The 18,831-nt window shown below is 59.0% G+C and carries 16 protein-coding genes; 11 read left to right on the top strand and 5 right to left on the bottom strand.

Going from position 1 to position 18,831, the window contains the following annotated elements; all coding sequences use genetic code 11:
- The first annotated feature begins 32 nt into the window (after positions 1-32).
- On the top strand, positions 33-1,223 hold the full coding sequence (gene prpF / locus AO353_RS00885) for a 2-methylaconitate cis-trans isomerase PrpF (RefSeq protein WP_054593259.1): 1,191 nt from the start codon (positions 33-35) through the stop codon (positions 1,221-1,223).
- Positions 1,224-1,327: 104 nt separating this feature from the next.
- Positions 1,328-2,812, top strand: a complete 1,485-nt coding sequence (gene prpD, locus AO353_RS00880; RefSeq protein WP_054593258.1) for a 2-methylcitrate dehydratase — start codon at positions 1,328-1,330, stop codon at positions 2,810-2,812.
- Positions 2,813-2,832: 20 nt separating this feature from the next.
- Here the strand turns inward: prpD and ppsR are convergent, their stop codons facing one another.
- Positions 2,833-3,651, bottom strand: a complete 819-nt coding sequence (ppsR, locus tag AO353_RS00875) for a pyruvate, water dikinase regulatory protein (protein WP_054593257.1) — start codon at positions 3,649-3,651, stop codon at positions 2,833-2,835.
- A 176-nt stretch (positions 3,652-3,827) separates the two neighbouring features.
- On the opposite strand from ppsR, the gene ppsA reads away from it, so the two are divergent.
- From ppsA to AO353_RS00825, 9 genes are all read left to right on the top strand, one after another.
- Complete coding sequence (gene ppsA / locus AO353_RS00865; RefSeq protein ID WP_054593256.1) at positions 3,828-6,203, top strand: phosphoenolpyruvate synthase; 2,376 nt, start codon at positions 3,828-3,830, stop codon at positions 6,201-6,203.
- A 101-nt stretch (positions 6,204-6,304) separates the two neighbouring features.
- Positions 6,305-7,294: an alpha/beta fold hydrolase gene (locus tag AO353_RS00860; RefSeq protein WP_054593255.1), complete on the top strand. Its 990-nt coding sequence runs from the start codon at positions 6,305-6,307 to the stop codon at positions 7,292-7,294.
- Between the two features lie 100 nt (positions 7,295-7,394).
- A complete protein-coding gene (locus AO353_RS00855) occupies positions 7,395-7,694 on the top strand; it encodes a Rieske (2Fe-2S) protein (protein ID WP_054593254.1) in 300 nt (99 codons plus the stop codon).
- 84 nt (positions 7,695-7,778) lie between these two features.
- A complete protein-coding gene (gene rraA / locus AO353_RS00850) occupies positions 7,779-8,270 on the top strand; it encodes a ribonuclease E activity regulator RraA (RefSeq protein ID WP_054593253.1) in 492 nt (163 codons plus the stop codon).
- Positions 8,271-8,296: 26 nt separating this feature from the next.
- A complete protein-coding gene (locus tag AO353_RS00845) occupies positions 8,297-9,292 on the top strand; it encodes a zinc transporter ZntB (RefSeq protein ID WP_054593252.1) in 996 nt (331 codons plus the stop codon).
- Positions 9,293-9,355: 63 nt separating this feature from the next.
- Positions 9,356-9,601, top strand: a complete 246-nt coding sequence (locus AO353_RS00840; protein ID WP_054593251.1) for a hypothetical protein — start codon at positions 9,356-9,358, stop codon at positions 9,599-9,601.
- A 2-nt stretch (positions 9,602-9,603) separates the two neighbouring features.
- Positions 9,604-10,428 (top strand): mechanosensitive ion channel family protein, encoded by an 825-nt coding sequence (locus AO353_RS00835; RefSeq protein WP_054593250.1) that lies wholly within the window; start codon positions 9,604-9,606, stop codon positions 10,426-10,428.
- Positions 10,429-10,518: 90 nt separating this feature from the next.
- Positions 10,519-11,109, top strand: coding sequence for an RNA polymerase sigma factor SigX (gene sigX / locus AO353_RS00830; protein ID WP_015096065.1), 591 nt, complete (start codon positions 10,519-10,521; stop codon positions 11,107-11,109).
- Positions 11,110-11,216: 107 nt separating this feature from the next.
- Complete coding sequence (locus tag AO353_RS00825; protein WP_054593249.1) at positions 11,217-12,191, top strand: OmpA family protein; 975 nt, start codon at positions 11,217-11,219, stop codon at positions 12,189-12,191.
- Between the two features lie 105 nt (positions 12,192-12,296).
- Here AO353_RS00825 and cobA read toward each other — a convergent pair whose 3' ends face one another.
- From cobA to nirB, 4 genes are read right to left on the bottom strand one after another with little or no spacing between them, the layout of a single operon-like run.
- Positions 12,297-13,070 carry a uroporphyrinogen-III C-methyltransferase gene (cobA, locus tag AO353_RS00820; protein ID WP_054593248.1) on the bottom strand — a complete coding sequence of 258 codons (774 nt, stop codon included), beginning with the start codon at positions 13,068-13,070 and terminating at the stop codon, positions 12,297-12,299.
- Between the two features lie 10 nt (positions 13,071-13,080).
- Entirely contained in the window at positions 13,081-15,798 is a 2,718-nt protein-coding gene (locus AO353_RS00815) for a nitrate reductase (protein WP_054593247.1), read from the bottom strand.
- Entirely contained in the window at positions 15,798-16,115 is a 318-nt protein-coding gene (gene nirD, locus AO353_RS00810; protein ID WP_054593246.1) for a nitrite reductase small subunit NirD, read from the bottom strand. The genes AO353_RS00815 and nirD overlap by 1 nt, the downstream gene beginning before the upstream one ends.
- Positions 16,112-18,565 (bottom strand): nitrite reductase large subunit NirB, encoded by a 2,454-nt coding sequence (gene nirB, locus AO353_RS00805; RefSeq protein ID WP_054593245.1) that lies wholly within the window; start codon positions 18,563-18,565, stop codon positions 16,112-16,114. The genes nirD and nirB overlap by 4 nt, the downstream gene beginning before the upstream one ends.
- Positions 18,566-18,831 lie beyond the last annotated feature (266 nt).

The raw sequence follows: 18,831 nt of genomic DNA, 5'->3' as shown, positions 1-18,831 counted from the left end.
GTGACGTCCTGCTCCGGCGCATAAGGAACATTATGGTCCACGTACCTCAGATCAAGATCCCTGCCACCTATATGCGCGGCGGCACCAGCAAAGGCGTGTTCTTCAGCCTGCAAGACCTGCCTGAATCGGCGCAGGTTCCGGGCCCGTCCCGCGATGCGCTGTTGTTGCGAGTGATCGGCAGCCCTGACCCGTATGAAAAGCAAATCGACGGTATGGGCGGGGCGACCTCCAGCACCAGCAAAACGGTGATCGTGTCCAAGAGCATCAAGGCCGATCACGATGTCGATTACCTGTTCGGTCAGGTCTCCATCGACAAGCCTTTTGTCGACTGGAGCGGTAACTGCGGCAACCTCTCGGCGGCGGTCGGTTCGTTCGCCATCAGCAGCGGTCTGGTCGAGGCCAGTCGCGTTCCACGTAACGGTATCGCGGTGGTGCGCATCTGGCAGGCCAATATCGGCAAGACCATCATTGCCCACGTGCCGATCACTGACGGCGCGGTGCAGGAAACCGGTGATTTCGAACTCGATGGCGTGACTTTTCCGGCCGCTGAAGTGCAGCTCGAATTCATGAACCCGGCGGCCGAGGAAGAGGGCGCAGGCGGCTCGATGTTCCCGACCGGCAACCTGGTCGATGACCTGGAAGTGCCCGGTGTCGGCACGCTCAAGGTGACCATGATCAACGCCGGCATTCCGACCATCTTCGTTAACGCCGAAGCCATCGGCTACACCGGCACCGAGTTGCAGGGCGATATCAACGGCGACCCGAAAGCGCTGGCGATGTTCGAGACCATTCGTGCGTATGGCGCGCTGCGCATGGGGCTGATCCAGAATCTTGAAGACGCCGCCAAGCGTCAGCACACCCCCAAGGTGGCGTTCGTCGCACGGCCTGCCGATTACCTCGCTTCCAGCGGCAAGCCGGTGGCGGCAGGCGATGTCGACCTGTTAGTTCGGGCACTGTCCATGGGCAAGTTGCACCACGCGATGATGGGCACGGCTGCCGTAGCGATTGGCACCGCGGCAGCGATTGACGGCACGCTGGTCAACCTCGCCGCGGGCGGTATTCCTCGCAACGCGGTGCGCTTCGGGCATCCGTCCGGCACCTTGCGCGTGGGCGCCGAAGCCCAACAGGTCGATGGCGAATGGACCGTGACCAAAGCCATCATGAGCCGCAGTGCGCGAGTATTGATGGAAGGCTGGGTGCGCGTGCCGGGCGATTCTTTCTGAGGGGGGGCTGAAACAGCAGGGTGAACGCAGTCTCCGTAGCAGCAGGCTTCGCCAGCTGCTACGGAGCGCGTCGCAGGTCCGTCCATTTGCGGAGGAAACCAAACATGAGCGCCAACGTCGACCTGAACATTCGTCCCGACTACGACAAGGTCCTGCAGGACATTGCCGATTACGTTCTCAATTTCAAGATCGAGTCCAAAGAGGCGCTGGACACCGCCCGCAATTGCCTGATGGACACCCTCGGTTGCGGCCTGTTGGCCCTGCGCTTTCCCGAATGCACCAAACACTTGGGTCCTATCGTTGAAGGCACAGTCGTGCCTTTTGGCGCACGTGTTCCCGGCACCCATTTTCGTCTCGACCCGGTAAAAGCGGCGTGGGACATCGGCTGTATCGTCCGCTGGCTCGATTACAACGACACCTGGCTGGCTGCCGAGTGGGGCCATCCGTCCGATAACCTCGGCGGGATCCTCGCGGTTGCCGACCACCTGTCGCAAAAACGCGTGGCCAATGGCGATGCGCCGCTGACCATGCGAGCGGTGCTGGACGCGATGATCATGGCCCACGAGATTCAGGGTGTGATTGCCCTGGAGAACTCCTTCAACCGGGTTGGCCTGGACCATGTGCTGCTGGTCAAAGTCGCCTCGACGGCGGTGACCGCGAAACTGATGGGTGCCAATCGCGAGCAACTGTTGGCGGCGCTGTCCCACGCGTTTGTCGATGGTCAGGCACTGCGCACTTACCGTCATGCGCCGAACGCCGGTTCGCGCAAGTCCTGGGCAGCGGGCGATGCCTCCAGTCGTGGCGTGCGGTTGGCGGACATCGCCATGCGTGGCGAGATGGGCATTCCGGGTGTGTTGACCGCGCCGCAGTGGGGTTTCTACGACGTGCTGTTCAGCCACACCAACAAGGACCTGGCGCTCAAGCCCGCCGATAAACGTACGTTCAGCCTCTCGCAGAAGTACGGCACCTACGTGATGGAAAACGTGCTGTTCAAGATCAGCTTCCCGGCCGAGTTTCACGCGCAAACCGCTTGCGAAGCGGCGGTGACCCTGCACCCGCAGGTGAGCAATCGTCTGGATGAAATCGACAAGATCGTTATCACCACTCACGAGTCGGCGATTCGTATCATTTCCAAGGTCGGCCAACTGGCCAATGCCGCCGACCGCGATCACTGCATCCAGTACATGACCGCCGTGCCGCTGGCCTTCGGCACTCTGGTGGCTGAACAGTACGAAGACCAGTTTCACGCCGCGCACCCGATCATCGACGAGTTGCGCAAGAAGATGGTCATCGTCGAAGACCCGCGTTACACCCGCGAGTACCTGGAGGCTGACAAGCGCTCTATCGCCAACGCCTTGCAAGTGTTCTTCAAGGACGGCTCAAGCACCGGACAAGTGGTGGTCGAATACCCGATTGGTCATCGTCGTCGCCGCGCCGAGGGCATTCCCTTGCTGGAGGACAAGTTCAAGGCCAATCTGGCGACGCGCTTCACTGCACAACGGTCGGCGCAGATCTTTGCCTTGTGCCAGGATCAGGCAAAACTCGAGGCTACGCCGGTTAACCGTTTCATGGATCTCTTCGTGATCTGAAGCTGAACCCGCGGCAGCTCCTACTTGAAGCGCCGCTCGACGCCTTTTTCCACCAGGATCTTCGCCGAAATCTCTTCCACGGAAAAATGCGTGGAGTTGATGTGTGCGATGTTCTCGCGGCGGAACAGGTTTTCGACTTCACGCACTTCGAACTCGCACTGGGCGTAGCTCGAGTAGCGGCTATTGGGCTTGCGTTCGTTGCGGATCGCGGTGAGACGGTCCGGATCGATGGTCAGGCCAAACAGCTTGTGCTTGTGGGCGCGCAACGCCGATGGCAGTTGCAGGCGCTCCATGTCGTCTTCGGTCAGCGGGTAGTTGGCCGCGCGAATGCCGAATTGCATGGCCATGTACAGGCAGGTCGGGGTTTTGCCGCAGCGTGACACACCGACCAGGATCAGGTCGGCCTTGTCGTAATAGTGGGTGCGGGCGCCGTCGTCGTTGTCGAGGGCGAAGTTCACTGCCTCGATACGCTCCATGTAATTGGAGTTGTGGCCAATGGAGTGGGACTTGCCGACCGAATACGACGAGTGTTCGCTCAGTTCCTGCTCGAGCGGCGCGAGGAAGGTCGAGAAAATGTCGATCATGAAACCATTGGAGGTCGCGAGGATCTCACGAATATCCTGGTTGACGATCGTGTCGAAGATGATCGGACGAAATCCGTCCTTTTCGGCGGCCATATTGATTTGTTGTACCATGGCCCGCGCTTTGTCCACGTTGTCGATGTACGGTCGTATGACTTTGCTGAAGGTAATGTTTTCGAACTGCGCCAACAGGCTTTGACCCAGGGTTTCGGCTGTAATGCCCGTGCCATCGGAGATAAAGAAAGCAGATCGTTTCATTTGCGCCTTGGGCCTTAAGCTGGTGACGATTCTTGGATATGATAGGCGCGGTTTGTCGGCCTGGATTGGCCCGCATTCTCACTTATTTTCCAGGTCCAGGCCATATTGCTGGCAAATGCTCCTGATGAGCTGCCGGCGCCCTGAGCTTTTCCAACACAGTTAGTGGAGAGATCACCTTGGTAGAGTACGTAGTTTCCCTCGATAAGCTCGGCGTCCAGGATGTAGAGCATGTGGGGGGCAAGAACGCATCCCTGGGCGAGATGATCAGTAATCTTGCAGGTGCCGGTGTATCGGTCCCGGGTGGCTTCGCCACGACGGCTCAGGCTTATCGTGATTTTCTCGAATTAAGTGGTTTGAACGACCAGATCCACGCAGCCCTCGACGCGCTGGACGTTGACGACGTGAACGCCCTGGCGAAAACCGGTGCGCAAATCCGTCAATGGATCATGGAAGCCGAGTTTCCGGAGAAGCTCAACGCCGAAATCCGCACCGCGTTCGCCACGCTGTCGGCCGGTAACCCGGACATGGCCGTGGCCGTGCGCTCTTCGGCAACGGCCGAAGACTTGCCGGACGCTTCCTTCGCCGGTCAGCAGGAAACCTTCCTGAACATCCGCGGCGTCGAAAACGTCATTCGCGCTGCCAAGGAAGTATTTGCTTCCCTGTTCAACGACCGTGCCATTTCCTACCGCGTGCACCAGGGCTTCGACCATAAACTGGTTGCCCTGTCGGCCGGCGTACAGCGCATGGTCCGTTCGGAAACCGGTACTGCCGGCGTAATGTTCACCCTCGATACCGAATCCGGCTTCCGTGACGTTGTGTTTATCACCGGCGCCTACGGCCTGGGCGAAACCGTCGTACAAGGCGCGGTGAACCCGGATGAGTTCTACGTCCACAAAGGCACGTTGGCAGCCGGGCGTCCAGCGATCCTGCGCCGTAACCTGGGCAGCAAAGCCATCAAGATGATCTACGGCGACGAAGCCAAGGCTGGTCGTTCGGTCAAGACGGTCGATGTCGACAAGGCCGAGCGCGCACGTTTCTGCCTGACCGATGCTGAAGTCAGTGAACTGGCCAAGCAGGCGATGATCATCGAGAAGCACTACAAGTGCCCGATGGACATCGAATGGGCCAAAGACGGTGACGACGGCAAGCTGTACATCGTTCAGGCTCGCCCTGAAACCGTGAAAAGCCGTACCCACGCCAACGTCATGGAACGTTACCTGCTGAAAGAAACCGGCACCGTGCTGGTGGAAGGTCGCGCCATCGGCCAGCGCATCGGCGCCGGTAAAGTGCGCATCATCAAAGACGTTTCCGAGATGGACAAAGTCCAGCCGGGCGACGTTCTGGTTTCCGACATGACCGACCCGGACTGGGAACCGGTCATGAAGCGCGCCAGCGCCATCGTCACCAATCGTGGCGGCCGTACCTGCCACGCGGCGATTATTGCGCGTGAGCTGGGGATCCCGGCCGTCGTGGGTTGCGGTAACGCCACCGAGCTGTTGAAAGACGGCCAGGGCGTGACCGTTTCCTGCGCTGAAGGCGACACCGGCTTCATCTTCGAAGGCGAGCTGGGCTTCGACATCAAGAAAAACTCCGTCGACGCCATGCCGGAACTGCCGTTCAAAATCATGATGAACGTCGGTAACCCGGATCGCGCCTTCGATTTCGCGCAGTTGCCGAACGCCGGTGTGGGCCTGGCCCGTCTGGAGTTCATCATCAACCGCATGATCGGCGTGCACCCTAAAGCACTGCTGAACTACGACGGCCTGCCGTTGGAAATCAAGGAAAGCGTCGACAAGCGCATTGCCGGATACAACGATCCGGTCGGCTTCTACGTCGAGAAACTGGTCGAGGGCATCAGCACCCTGGCTGCCGCGTTCTGGCCGAAAAAGGTCATCGTGCGTCTGTCGGACTTCAAGTCCAACGAATACGCCAACCTGATCGGCGGCAAGCTCTACGAGCCGGAAGAGGAAAACCCGATGCTGGGCTTCCGTGGCGCTTCGCGTTACATCAGCGAGTCGTTCCGTGACTGCTTCGAACTCGAATGCCGTGCGCTGAAACGCGTGCGCAATGAGATGGGCCTGACCAACGTCGAAATCATGGTGCCGTTCGTCCGTACCCTGGGCGAAGCCAGCCAGGTTGTGGAGCTGTTGGCCGAAAACGGCCTGGCCCGTGGCGAAAACGGTCTGCGCGTCATCATGATGTGCGAACTGCCGTCCAACGCGATCCTTGCTGAAGAGTTCCTCGAGTTCTTCGACGGTTTCTCCATCGGCTCCAACGACCTGACCCAGCTGACTCTGGGCCTGGACCGCGACTCCGGGATCATCGCGCATCTGTTCGACGAGCGTAATCCAGCGGTCAAGAAGCTGCTGTCCAACGCGATTCAGGCCTGTAACAAGGCCGGCAAATACATCGGTATTTGCGGCCAGGGCCCTTCCGACCACCCAGACCTGGCCAAGTGGCTGATGGAACAGGGTATCGAAAGCGTTTCGTTGAACCCCGATTCCGTACTGGAAACCTGGTTCTTCCTGGCTGAAGGTCAGGCTGAAGTCTGATCCGTGAATGAAGCCCGGGTCGGCTACACTGCTGACACGGGCTTTAAGATTCAAGTAGGGCGGGCTCCGGTGGACGCCGCCCTTTTTTGTGCAAGAGCATTATGCAAAGCAGCAGCAACCTGTTTCCTGTCGCCTTGATCAGCGCCGAGCGTCGCGGCGATCTGAGCGAGGACGTCTATCGTTTGAAACCCGGCAACAGCCCGGACGGCACCGTAGAACTGGCGGTTACCCGCCTGGGTATGGCCGATGAGCCCGCCGTGCGTGGCGTTCCGGTGATTTTGCTGCATGGCAGCTTTTCCAATCGGCGTTTCTGGTTTTCTCCCAAAGGCCTTGGTCTGGGCGCCTATCTGGCGCGTGCCGGCTTTGATGTGTGGATACCGGAAATGCGCGGTCACGGCTTGTCCCAGCGCAACCAGAACTATCGAAAGAACCGCGTTGCCGACTATGCCCGTTACGATCTGCCGGCGATTGCTGCGTTCGTTCGTGAGCAAAGCGCTCAGGTTCCGCACTGGATTGGTCATTCACTGGGCGGAATCACCCTGGCGGCAGCGCTGGGTGGTCAGTACCTGGGTGAGCCTGCCGTGGCCTCTGCGGCATTTTTTGGTACGCAGGTCAGTCGCACCTATTGGCCGTTGAAAATTCCCCCGGTGGAGTGGAGCGGGCGGTTCATCCTGAAGCGTTTCGCGCAAATTTCGGGCTCTCGCCTCAAGCGTGGTCCGGAGGACGAGCCGATAGGCCTGGCCCTGGAGGGCATGCGCTGGTATGGCCTGTTCGGACGCTTTGGCGATGCCGAGAAAGACTGGTGGGCAGGGCTGGCGGAGGTTCAGGTGCCGGTCCTGGGCGTCAGCGCGACCAGCGATCATCAGGACCCGGATTGGGCGTGTCGCAAGCTGTTCGATCAGATCGGTTCCGAGCACAAGCAGTTCATCTGCCTGGGGCGCGAGCAGGGTTTTTCGGATAATTTCGGGCATGTTGAAATGCTTGTCAGCAAAGCTGCTCAGGCCGAAGTCTGGCCGTTGGTGCAGCGCTGGCTGACAGATCCGCAGGCGCCGTTGTTGGCTGACAAGCCGAGTTTGGCGACAGCAGTCTGAGTACGAATGCTCTGACAAGAGCGTTTCACTCCGATCAGCGAACGGCTAAGATATGACGCATTGAGCTGTTCTGGTCACAAACGGTTGTTGAGTCGACCTTATGTTCGTACCACTTGAGCGTCTGATCAATCTGAATGAAGGTTATCGGCGGACGTTCCAGGTTGAAGGGCGTAGCCTGCTGCTGTTGGTGCTGGATAATCAGCCGTTGTTGCTGATAGACAGCTGCCCGCACCAAGGCTCGCCGCTCGGCAGCGCGACATTGTCGGGAAATATTCTGCGTTGTCAGCGCCACGGTATCGAGTTTCAGTTGCCCAGCGGCGTGCCGGTACAGGCACAGTGCCCTGGCTTGAGTATGCTGAAGGTGGCTTACAAGGGTGATCGCGTCGGGATCGATGTTTAACCGTGGCGAATACACGTTCAATACCGTAACCCCTGCGATTTTCGACAGCCCACGATCTGTTCTTTCTCTTACAGGAGTTTCTCGATGAACCATTACCTTACTCCCGACCTGTGTGATGCCTACCCGGAACTGGTGCAGGTGCTTGAGCCGATGTTCAGCAATTTTGGTGGCCGTGACTCCTTTGGCGGCGAAATCGTTACCATCAAGTGCTTCGAAGACAACTCGCTGGTCAAGGAGCAGGTCGAGCACAAAGGGAATGGCAAGGTGCTGGTGGTTGATGGCGGTGGTTCGCTGCGCCGCGCATTGCTGGGCGACATGATCGCCGAGAAAGCCGTGAAAAACGGCTGGGAAGGGCTGGTTATCTACGGCTGCATCCGGGATGTCGACGTTATCGCGCAAACCGACCTGGGCGTGCAGGCGCTGGCCAGCCACCCGATGAAAACCGACAGGCGTGGCGTCGGTGAGCTGAACATTGCGGTAACCTTCGCCGGCGTGACTTTCCGTCCGGGTGAATACATTTACGCGGACAATAACGGCGTGATCGTCTCGCCAAGTCCGCTGAAGATGCCAGAATAAACAGCCGATTCAAGCCAGGGGTGAGGATGTTCGAGGAAGAAAACGCGCAGTGGGGGCTGGTGCATGCCCTGGTGCTGGATGGTAAAGGTGGTGCGCGTTGGCTTGCCCGGACTGAACTGGATGACCTGCAACTGCAACCTCATGAAAGCCTTTGGCTGCATTGGGACCGTAGTCACCCGCAAACTCAGACCTGGTTGCGTAAATCCAGCGGTCTGAGTGAGTTCAGCTGTGACCTGCTCCTCGAAGAGAACACCCGGCCGCGCCTGTTGGCGCTGCCGGACTCCGAGTTGTTGCTGTTTCTGCGCGGAATCAACCTCAACCCGGGTGCCGAGCCTGAAGACATGGTGTCGGTGCGGATCTTCGCCTCTGCTCAGCGGGTCATTTCCCTGCGTTTACGCCCGTTGCGCGCCACCGATGAGTTGCTGGTGCAACTGAATGAGGGCAAGGGGCCGAAAACCACCTCCGAACTGATCCTCTATATGGCTCAGTACCTCACCCATAAAGTGCAGGATCTGGTCAGTGATCTCTCCGAAATCGTCGATGACGAAGAAGAAAAGCTGGATGCCGACGAACGGTATACTCCGGAACATGGCTCCATTTTGCAGATCCGTCGGCGAGCGGCCGGACTGAAGCGCTTCCTTGCTCCGCAGCGGGATATTTTCGGCCAGCTGACGCGGATAAAACTGCCATGGTTTGTCGACGATGACGGCGACTACTGGAACGAATTGAACAACAGCCTGACGCGTTACCTGGAAGAGCTGGAATTGACCCGGGAGCGCGTGGGACTGGTGCTGGAGACCGAAGACCGGCGTTTGAACGTGCACATGAATCGCATCATGTACCGCTTCGGGATCATCACCGGGATCTTTTTGCCGATGAGTTTTCTGACCGGTTTGCTCGGTATAAACGTCGGTGGAGTTCCTTTTTCCGGAAACCCTTATGGCTTCGTGATTGCCTGTCTGATGATGGTGGCGGTAGGGGTGGGGCAGTGGTGGTTGTTCCGGCGTTTGCGCTGGGTATGAGGGAGAGCCATGTGACCCGAAGAATTTTGATCGCGTCTTTCACAGATATCACGAGAGGTGCGTATGCACGATCCGTTTGAACAGTCCTTGCGCGACATGCTCAAGGCATCACCGTCCACCCGTGACGACGATGCCTGTCTGGGGCGTGTGCTGAAAACCGCCAACCGCCAGGTTGGTGCCGGTGATCTGTTCAGTCTGCTGGGCCGCTGGCTGCCCGCGCTGATGATCGCCCTGAATAACGGATCGGCCCATGTCATGCCGGTTTCCCGTCATAAACCTGCTGCCCGCACTGCTGATAAGGCTGATTGAATATGGAACTTGATCTCTGGACTCAGAGCCTCGTCACGGCAATGACCGCGTTGTGGACCAAGGTAGCGAACTTCATTCCGAACCTGTTCGGCGCACTGGTAGTGCTTCTGCTGGGGTTTGTCGTGGCCAAGCTGCTCGACACCCTGCTCTCGAAATTGCTTGCAAAACTTGGCCTGGATCGCTTGATGGGCGGTACCGGCTTGACCAAGCTGCTGTCCCGCGCAGGGCTGCGGGTGCCGATTTCTACGCTGATCGGCAAGATCGTTTATTGGTTCGTTTTGCTGATTTTCCTGGTTTCTGCTGCAGAATCCCTTGGCTTGGAGCGAGTTTCGGCTACGCTCGACATGCTGGCACTGTATTTACCGAAAGTATTTGGTGCCGCGCTGGTGTTGCTGGTGGGCGTATTGCTCGCTCAATTGGCCAACGGGCTGGTGCGCGGCGCCGCAGAAGGCGTAGGGCTGGATTACGCATCGGGCCTTGGACGTATCGCTCAGGGCCTGGTGATCATCATCAGTATTTCGGTTGCGATCAGTCAGCTTGAGGTCAAAACAGACCTGCTGAACCATGTGATCGTGATTGTCTTGATTACCGTTGGTCTGGCAGTTGCCTTGGCCATGGGGTTGGGAAGCCGGGATATCGCCGGTCAGATTCTTGCTGGAATCTATGTGCGTGAGTTGTATCAGGTTGGGCAACAAGTGCGTGTTGGTGAGGTCGAAGGTCAGATCGAAGAGATCGGCACGGTTAAAACTACATTGCTGACCGATGAGGGTGAGCTAGTCTCACTTTCCAATCGGATCCTCCTGGAACAGCATGTTAGTAGCCGCTAACCCGGCAAACCCTGCTAATGTATGCCGCCGCAAAATGCCCGATACGATGGGCTGCGGCGGACATTGACCTGACTGTCGGCCCGACTTGTTTTGAATAAAGCCCAATCGCTATCCATGCGCTACGACCCCCGCGAGCTCTCTGATGAGGAGTTGGTCGCGCGCTCGCACACGGAGCTGTTTCACGTGACGCGCGCCTACGAAGAGCTGATGCGGCGTTATCAGAGAACATTATTTAACGTTTGTGCACGGTATCTTGGGAACGATCGTGATGCAGATGATGTCTGTCAGGAAGTGATGTTGAAGGTGTTGTACGGTCTGAAGAACTTCGAGGGTAAATCGAAGTTCAAAACGTGGCTCTACAGCATCACGTACAACGAATGCATCACTCAGTATCGGAAGGAACGGCGTAAGCGTCGCTTGATGGATGCTTTGAGTCTGGACCCCCTTGAGGAAGCGTCTGAAGAGAAGACGCCGAAACCTGAGGAAAAGGGTGGACTTGATCGCTGGTTAGTGTATGTGAACCCGATTGACCGAGAAATTCTAGTGCTACGATTTGTCGCAGAGTTGGAGTTTCAGGAGATCGCGGACATCATGCACATGGGTTTGAGTGCAACGAAAATGCGGTACAAACGCGCTCTTGACAAATTGCGTGAGAAATTTGCGGGCATCGCTGAAACTTAGTTCAGCGCAAATATTTCTTACGTGTAGGCAAGTTCTGATAGACTTGCCGCCGAGTTGTCCCCCGGTTTGCGGGACTGCTTTACAATCACCAGATGGGGATTTAACGGATGAAACTGAAAAACACCTTGGGCTTGGCCATTGGTTCTCTTATTGCCGCTACTTCGTTCGGCGCTCTGGCACAAGGCCAAGGCGCGGTCGAAGGGGAAGCATTCTGGGGCAAAACCTGGAACCACAGCGTCGATTCCTACGAGAACGGCCGCACTCCTGGCGTCTCGATCGGCTACTTCCTGACCGATGACGTGTCTGTGAACGCGACCTATCGCAAAGACGAATACACCCGTTCGGACACCGATACTGGCAACCAGCGGATCAAAGGCGATCACTTCGGTCTGAAATCCCAGTACCACTTCGGTACCGTAGGCGACGCTATCCGTCCTTACGTTGAAGGCGGTGTATCCCACGGCAGCATGACCAACGTCGCTGCTGACGGTCACACTGGTCGTGACAAGTCCACCTACCTGACCACTGGCGCTGGCGCCAAGTGGTACATGACCGACAACCTGTACGCTCGTGCTGGCGTTGAAGCCGACTACAAGCTGGACAGCGGTCGTTGGGACTACCAGGCTCTGATCGGCCTGGGTGTTAACTTCGGCGGCACTGGCGGCAAAGTTGCTCCAGCTCCAGTAGCTCCGGCACCGGCTCCAGAGCCAGTTGCAGAAGCTCCAGTTGCTGAAGTTGTTCGCGTTCAACTGGACGTGAAATTCGACTTCAACAAGGCTGTTGTTAAGCCAAACAGCTACGGCGACGTGAAGAACCTGGCTGACTTCATGAAGCAGTACCCGAACACCACCACCGTAGTTGAAGGTCACACCGACAACGTCGGTCCTGACGCTTACAACCAGAAGCTGTCCCAGCGTCGTGCTGACGCTGTTAAGCAAGTTCTGGTCAAAGACGGCGTTGAAGCTAACCGCGTTCACTCGGTTGGTTATGGCAAGTCCCGCCCAATTGCTGACAACAGCACTGAAGCTGGCCGCGCTGCAAACCGTCGCGTAGAAGCGCAGGTTGAAGCTACCGCTAAGTAATTAGCCTGGTAGTTCGGAAAAGCCCGGCTTAGGCCGGGCTTTTCTTTGTCTGCGATTTAGCTTTTTGAAAGATCGTCCGAGCGCGGTCCGAGCCTTTGAGGGCACTTACGCCAGGTTAGCGTTCCAAAACTCTTCTCTAGAAGCTGTTGCAGGCTGCGATCTCTTGGCATTGTCACTGGCAGCCACCGCACCGATCACCAGGATCGCCGGGCTTTTCAGTTGGAAGCTGTGGGCGGCTTCCTGCATTGCCGTCAGGTTGCTCCGACATTCGCGCTGGTGAGGCAATGAAGCGTTTTCAATCATCGCCACGGGCGTATCAGCCGCCATCCCACCGGCGAGCAATTGCTCGCCAATTGAGCTCAGTTTCGCTACGCCCATGTAAATCACCAGTGTCGTACCGCTTTGGGCCAAGGCTCGCCAGTTAAGCTCGCTGTCGTCCTGAGTGTGCGCGGTGACCAGGGTTACGCCGCGGGCAACGCCGCGCAGGGTCAGGGAAATATCGCATTGCGTTGCGCCGGCCAGGCCTGCGGTGATGCCATTGACCAACTCCACTTCAATCTCGCGCTCGCGCAGCCACTGCGCTTCTTCACCGCCACGCCCGAAAATGCACGGATCGCCGCCCTTGAGCCGCACCACACACTTGCCTTGGCGGGCATAACGCAGCATCAAGCGATGAATGAATGCCTGCGGAGTAGAGCGACAGCCACCACGTTTGCCGACCGCAATGATCCGTGCCTGTGGGCAATGCACCAGCACTGCGTCGTTGACCAGGTCATCGATCAGCACTACATCGGCTTCGTTCAGCGCCCGTACAGCTTTGAGGGTCAGCAATTCGGGGTCACCCGGACCTGCGCCCACCAACCAGACTTTTGCGCTCATGTTCTATTCCTCACGAGGTGATTGCGATGGGCTGCACATTGGCCGCCAACAGACGCTTGATTTCCGGGACACAGGAACCGCATTGCGTGCCGCAACCGAGTTGTTGTTTCAGGCCCTGCAAATCCAGGCCACTGCGAATGCCGGCGCACACCGCGCTTTCGCTGACGTTCTTGCAGTTGCACAGAGTTTTCGTGGTGCTGACGGATGAGCCCGCACTGCCGGGTGGTGTGCTCAACGGTGCCAAGAGCCAGCGCCGCAGTTGTTCGTCGGCGCGGCCTTCCAGCCAGAGGTTTTGCAGCCAGTGTTGGGCAAGGGTTTCACCGGCCAGGCGAATGGCGGTAATCCGGCCCTGTTCGATGCGCACGCGTTTGCCAATGGCGCGCCGTGGATCGTCGTAAGCCAGGACCGGGCCATCGTTGAGTCCCAGTTGCTGATCGATGGCATGCAGCCGCTGCGGGTCGGGTGCCTGGGCGCTGGCAGCGCGTATCAGCAGCGCCGGGCGTTCACGGCCGGTCAAGCTGAGGCTGGCGTAGGAAAAGTCCTCACAGAGCGGTCGTAAGGTCTCGAAATGCTGCTGAACATCGCCCTCAACCAGTGCGAACAAATGCCATGGCAGCTTTACCGGCTCGATACGCACGCCGCTGTGCTTGAGTTCGGGTTGCTTCGACAGGGGGTCGAATGCCGGCTGCGTGAGCGTATTGACGCCACCCTTGAGGAAACGGTCTCCCCAGTGCATCGGCAGAAATGCCTGGCCCGGGCGCACACTGTCATCACTGCCGATCGCAACGATCACGCTGCCTCGACGGCTTTTGAGGTTGACCAGATCGCCGGTCTGCAGTCGATAGCGACGCAGTTCATCAGGGTGCAGGCTCAGCAGGGCTTCGCTGACGTGGCCGAACAATTGTGCAGCCGTGCCGGTGCGGCTCATGCCGTGCCATTGATCGCGCAGGCGCCCGGTGATCAGGGTCAGCGGAAAGCGTGCGTCACGCTGCTCTTTGGCCGCGCGATATGGATCGGCGACAAACTGTGCACGGCCGCTCTCGGTAGGGAAAATCCCGTCCGCGTAAAGCCGTGGCGTTCCGCTCGAGGCGCCGTCCGGGAACGGCCATTGCTGCGGGCCGAGGCGATCGAGCAGCGCATGGCTGATCCCGCAGAGGTCCAGATCGCGTCCGCGTGTCAGTTGTTTGTATTCATCGAAGACCTGCGCCGGTTGTTCGAAAGCAAACAGGCTGGGCTGTCCTGGACGCAGACGCCGCTCCAGGCGTTGTGCGAAATCCACTGTGATCGCCCAGTCCGGGCGCGCTTCACCCGGTGCGTTGATGGCGCGGCGAACATGGGAAATCCGCCGTTCGGAGTTGGTCACCGTGCCTTCTTTCTCACCCCAACTGGCGGCCGGCAGCAGCAGGTCGGCAAACGGCGCGGTTTCGGTGGTGCGAAAGGCTTCTTGCAGCACCACGAATGGGCAAGCCTGCAATGCAGCGCGCACGGTTTGCTGATCCGGCAGCGACTGCGCAGGGTTGGTGCAGGCGATCCACAATGCTTTGATCTTGCCGCTCTGGACCTGTTCGAACAGTTCAATGGCGGTTAGCCCGGTGGTGTCAGGTAGTTTTTCGACACCCCAGTAAGCCGCCACTTCGGCGCGATGTTGCGCATTGGCTGCTTCGCGATGGCCAGGCAGCAAGTTCGACAAACTGCCGGTTTCGCGCCCGCCCATGGCATTCGGCTGACCGGTAAGCGAGAAGGGGCCGGTGCCCGGCCGACCGATTTGCCCGGTGGCCAGGTGCAGGTTGATCAGTGCACTGTTTTTTGCGCTGCCGGCAGTGGACTGGTTCAGCCCCATGCACCATAGCGAGAGAAAACTGCTTGAGGTGCCGACCCACTCGGCGCATTGCTGCAGCTGTTCAACGCTGATCCCGCAAAGTTGCGCGACCATTTGCGGGGTGTAATCGCGTACCAGGCTTTTCAGCTCGGCCAAGCCTTCGGTGTGCGCCTTGATGAACTCACGGTCGACCCAGTCTTCCCACAACAGCAGGTGCAAAATTCCGTGGAACAGCGCGACATCGGTGCCCGGCAGAATGGCCAGGTGCAGGTCGGCGAGGTCACAGGTGTCAGTACGTCGAGGATCAATGACGATGACTTTCATCTGTGGTCGGCGGGATTTGGCTTCTTCCAGTCGGCGAAACAGCACCGGATGGGCGTAGGCCATGTTGCTGCCGACAATCATCACGCAATCGCTCAGCTCAAGGTCTTCATAGCTGCACGGCGGGGCGTCGGCGCCCAGGCTGCGCTTGTAGCCGACCACCGCCGACGACATGCAGAGTCGCGAATTACTGTCGATGTTGTTGGTGCCAACCAGCGCCCGGGCCAACTTGTTGAAGGCGTAATAGTCTTCCGTCAGCAATTGCCCGGAGATATAGAACGCCACACTGTCCGGGCCGTGCTCGGCGATGGTGTCGGCGAAAACGCTGGTGGCGTGATCGAGGGCGGTGTCCCAATCGGTACGGCTGCGGGCCATGCCTTTGCCGAGGCGCAGTTCCGGGTACAGCGCCCGTGCCGCGAGGTCGCCGGTGAGGTGCAGGGTCGAGCCTTTGCTGCACAGCTTGCCGAAGTTGGCCGGGTGCGTCGGGTCGCCGCTGACGCCGAGGATCTGCTCGCCGTCATGCTCGATCAGTACGCCGCAGCCCACCCCGCAATAACAGCAGGTCGAGGCGGTCGTCTGGCGGCTCATCAGCCTGCTTCCCGCAGAGCCAGCATGACCCGACCGTTCTCCACCCGCGCCGGATGGTGATGGGCGCAACCGACATCAGGCGCCAGGGCCTGACCGGACTCCAGGTCGATCTGCCAGTTGTGCAACGGGCAGGCGACGCGTTTACCGTAGATCAGTCCTTGGGACAGCGGTCCACCCTTGTGTGGGCAGCGGTCGTCGAGAGCGAAAACCTCGTCGTCACTGGTGCGAAAAATCGCGATGTCACCTTTGGGGCCGCTGACGATGCGCGAGCCCAAGGCGTTGATTTCTTCGAGTGCGCAGATATCCAGCCAGTTCATGCCGGCACCTCCAGGTTTTTCACGGGGATCACATCGAACTCCTTCTTCAGCAATGGCTGCTCAAGGCGTTCTTTCCATGGGTCCTGCTCGAACGACAGGGAGAATTGCAGCCGGTCGTTGAGCGCTTTGCGGCGCTCCGGGTCTTCCAGCACGGCTTTCTTGATGTGCTCCATGCCGACTCGTTGCAGGTAGTGCACGGTGCGCTCGAGGTAGAAGGCTTCTTCGCGGTACAGCTGCAGGAAAGCGCCGTTGTACTCGCGCACCTCCTCGGCGGTTTTCAGTTTGACGAAGAATTCCGCGACCTCGGTTTTGATCCCGCCGTTGCCGCCGATGTACATCTCCCAGCCAGAGTCGACGCCGATGATGCCGACGTCCTTGATCCCGGCTTCCGAGCAGTTGCGTGGGCAACCAGAGACCGCCAGCTTGACCTTGTGCGGCGACCACATGTTGAACAGGTCATGCTCCAGTTCGATGCCCAGTTGCGTGGAGTTTTGTGTGCCGAAGCGGCAGAACTCGCTGCCGACGCAGGTTTTCACCGTGCGGATCGATTTGCCGTAGGCATGGCCGGACGGCATGTCGAGGTCCTTCCAGACGCCAGGCAGATCCTGCTTCTTGATCCCCAGCAAGTCGATGCGCTGGCCGCCCGTGACCTTGACCATGGGCACGTTGTACTTGTCGGCGACATCGGCAATGCGCCGCAGCTCCGAAGGATTGGTCACACCGCCCCACATCCGAGGGACTACAGAGTAAGTGCCGTCTTTCTGGATGTTGGCGTGGGCCCGTTCGTTGATCAGCCGTGATTGCGGATCGTCCTTGGCCTCGCCTGGCCACGTGGAAATCAGGTAGTAGTTGAGCGCCGGGCGGCAGGTGGCGCAGCCATTCGGGGTGCGCCAGTTCAGGTAGCTCATGGTCCCGGCGATGGTCAGCAGATGCTCTTCGCGGATCGCCTGGCGGATCTGTCCGTGGTTGAGGTCGCTGCAACCGCAGATGGCTTTTTCGCTTTTCGGTTTGACGTCCGCCGCACCGCCGACGGTGTTGATCAGGATCTGTTCCACCAGTCCGGCGCAGGAGCCGCAGGAGCTGGCTGCTTTGGTGTGTTTCTTGACCTCGTCGACGCTGAACAGCCCGTGTTCCTGAATCGCCTTGACGATGGTGCCCTTGCAGACGCCATTGCAACCGCAGACTTCGGCGTTATCAGCCATGCTCATGGCTTTGTCCTGGCCTTGATGGCCTACATCGCCCAGAGCGTTTTCGCCGAACATCAGGTGATCGCGGATCTCGCCGATGGCGTGGTTCTCGCGAATCTGCCGGAAATACCAGCCGCCATCCGCGGTGTCGCCGTACAGACAGGCACCGACCAGCACGTCATCCTTGATCACCAGTTTTTTATAGACCCCGCCGATCGGGTCGGAGAGGGTGATGGTTTCGGTGCCTTCGCCGCCCATGAAGTCGCCAGCGGAGAACAGATCGATGCCGGTGACTTTCAATTTGGTCGAGGTCACCGAGCCCGAATAGCGGGCAAACCCCAGTTGCGCCAAGTGGTTGGCGCAGACCTTGGCCTGCTCGAACAGTGGCGCTACCAGGCCGTAGGCGATGCCGCGGTGACTGGCGCATTCGCCGATCGCATAGATGCGCGGGTCATAGGTTTGCAGGGTGTCGTTGACCAGAATCCCGCGGTTGCACGGGATGCCGGATTTTTCCGCGAGTTCGGTATTGGGGCGAATGCCGGCAGCCATCACCACCAGGTCAGCGGGAATGATGTCGCCGTTCTTGAACTGCACCGAGCCGACCCGGCCATTGCCGGCGTCGTGCAGGGCCTGGGTCTGTTCGCACAGGCGAAAGTGCAAGCCGCGTCCTTCCAGGGCGGTTTGCAGCAACTGGCCGCTGGTTTTGTCCAGTTGCCGCTCCAGCAACCACTCGCCGAGGTGCACCACGGTCACGTGCATGCCGCGCAGCATTAGCCCATTGGCCGCTTCAAGGCCGAGCAGGCCGCCGCCGATGACTACCGCGTGCTTGTGGGTCTTGGCGGTGTCGATCATGACCTGAGTGTCGGCGATGTCGCGGTAACCGATGACGCCTTCCAGGGTATTGCCCGGAATCGGCAGGATAAACGGTGTCGAGCCGGTAGCGATCAGCAGCCGGTCGTATTCGGCTTCGCTGCCGTCTTCGGCGATGACCCGGCGTTTGACCCGGTCGATTTCCACTACCTTGCGGTTGAGCAGCAGTTTGATGTTGTTTTCCAGGTACCAATCAAGATCGTTGAGCACGATCTCTTCAAAGGTCTGCTCACCTGCCAGCACCGGCGAGAGAAGAATGCGGTTGTAGTTGGTATGAGGCTCGGCGCCGAAGACCGTGATGTCATACAGCTCGCTGCTCAGCTTGAGCAATTCTTCCAGGGTGCGAACCCCGGCCATGCCATTGCCGATCATCACCAGTTTTAGTTTTTTCATCAGGTTCTCCGGGGAGCTCAGGCTTGCCTCATCAGGGCGGTCAGGCTGGCTCGACAAATTTTGCGCAAACAAAAAAAGGCGTCCCGCTAGTTACCTAGCGAGGACGCCTTTGTCCTGGTCCCGTTCTCTCGGGAAGCACACCCTTCGTCGTTGAAGGCCGGGCTTTATGTCTGTTGGAAAAGGTAATGCAGTGGTCGTGCCAAATCGGCGGAGGGCGTGGTTTTGTTGGGTTTTGCTTCGTTAAGTAGTGTCGGGTTTGAGCTTTT

Source organism: Pseudomonas fluorescens (assembly GCF_001307155.1).
Lineage (GTDB): Bacteria > Pseudomonadota > Gammaproteobacteria > Pseudomonadales > Pseudomonadaceae > Aquipseudomonas > Aquipseudomonas helvetica.
This window is presented reverse-complemented; position numbering and strand designations above follow the sequence as displayed.

What these genes read in the sequence shown, in the direction of transcription:
- prpF (WP_054593259.1), top strand. Translation starts at nt 33, where the DNA reads ATGGTCCACGTACCTCAGATCAAGATCCCTGCCACCTATATGCGCGGC.
- prpD (WP_054593258.1), top strand. Translation starts at nt 1,328, where the DNA reads ATGAGCGCCAACGTCGACCTGAACATTCGTCCCGACTACGACAAGGTC.
- ppsR (WP_054593257.1), bottom strand. Translation starts at nt 3,651, where the DNA reads ATGAAACGATCTGCTTTCTTTATCTCCGATGGCACGGGCATTACAGCC.
- AO353_RS00860 (WP_054593255.1), top strand. Translation starts at nt 6,305, where the DNA reads ATGCAAAGCAGCAGCAACCTGTTTCCTGTCGCCTTGATCAGCGCCGAG.
- AO353_RS00855 (WP_054593254.1), top strand. Translation starts at nt 7,395, where the DNA reads ATGTTCGTACCACTTGAGCGTCTGATCAATCTGAATGAAGGTTATCGG.
- rraA (WP_054593253.1), top strand. Translation starts at nt 7,779, where the DNA reads ATGAACCATTACCTTACTCCCGACCTGTGTGATGCCTACCCGGAACTG.
- AO353_RS00845 (WP_054593252.1), top strand. Translation starts at nt 8,297, where the DNA reads ATGTTCGAGGAAGAAAACGCGCAGTGGGGGCTGGTGCATGCCCTGGTG.
- AO353_RS00840 (WP_054593251.1), top strand. Translation starts at nt 9,356, where the DNA reads ATGCACGATCCGTTTGAACAGTCCTTGCGCGACATGCTCAAGGCATCA.
- AO353_RS00835 (WP_054593250.1), top strand. Translation starts at nt 9,604, where the DNA reads ATGGAACTTGATCTCTGGACTCAGAGCCTCGTCACGGCAATGACCGCG.
- AO353_RS00825 (WP_054593249.1), top strand. Translation starts at nt 11,217, where the DNA reads ATGAAACTGAAAAACACCTTGGGCTTGGCCATTGGTTCTCTTATTGCC.
- cobA (WP_054593248.1), bottom strand. Translation starts at nt 13,070, where the DNA reads ATGAGCGCAAAAGTCTGGTTGGTGGGCGCAGGTCCGGGTGACCCCGAA.
- AO353_RS00815 (WP_054593247.1), bottom strand. Translation starts at nt 15,798, where the DNA reads ATGAGCCGCCAGACGACCGCCTCGACCTGCTGTTATTGCGGGGTGGGC.
- nirD (WP_054593246.1), bottom strand. Translation starts at nt 16,115, where the DNA reads ATGAACTGGCTGGATATCTGCGCACTCGAAGAAATCAACGCCTTGGGC.
- nirB (WP_054593245.1), bottom strand. Translation starts at nt 18,565, where the DNA reads ATGAAAAAACTAAAACTGGTGATGATCGGCAATGGCATGGCCGGGGTT.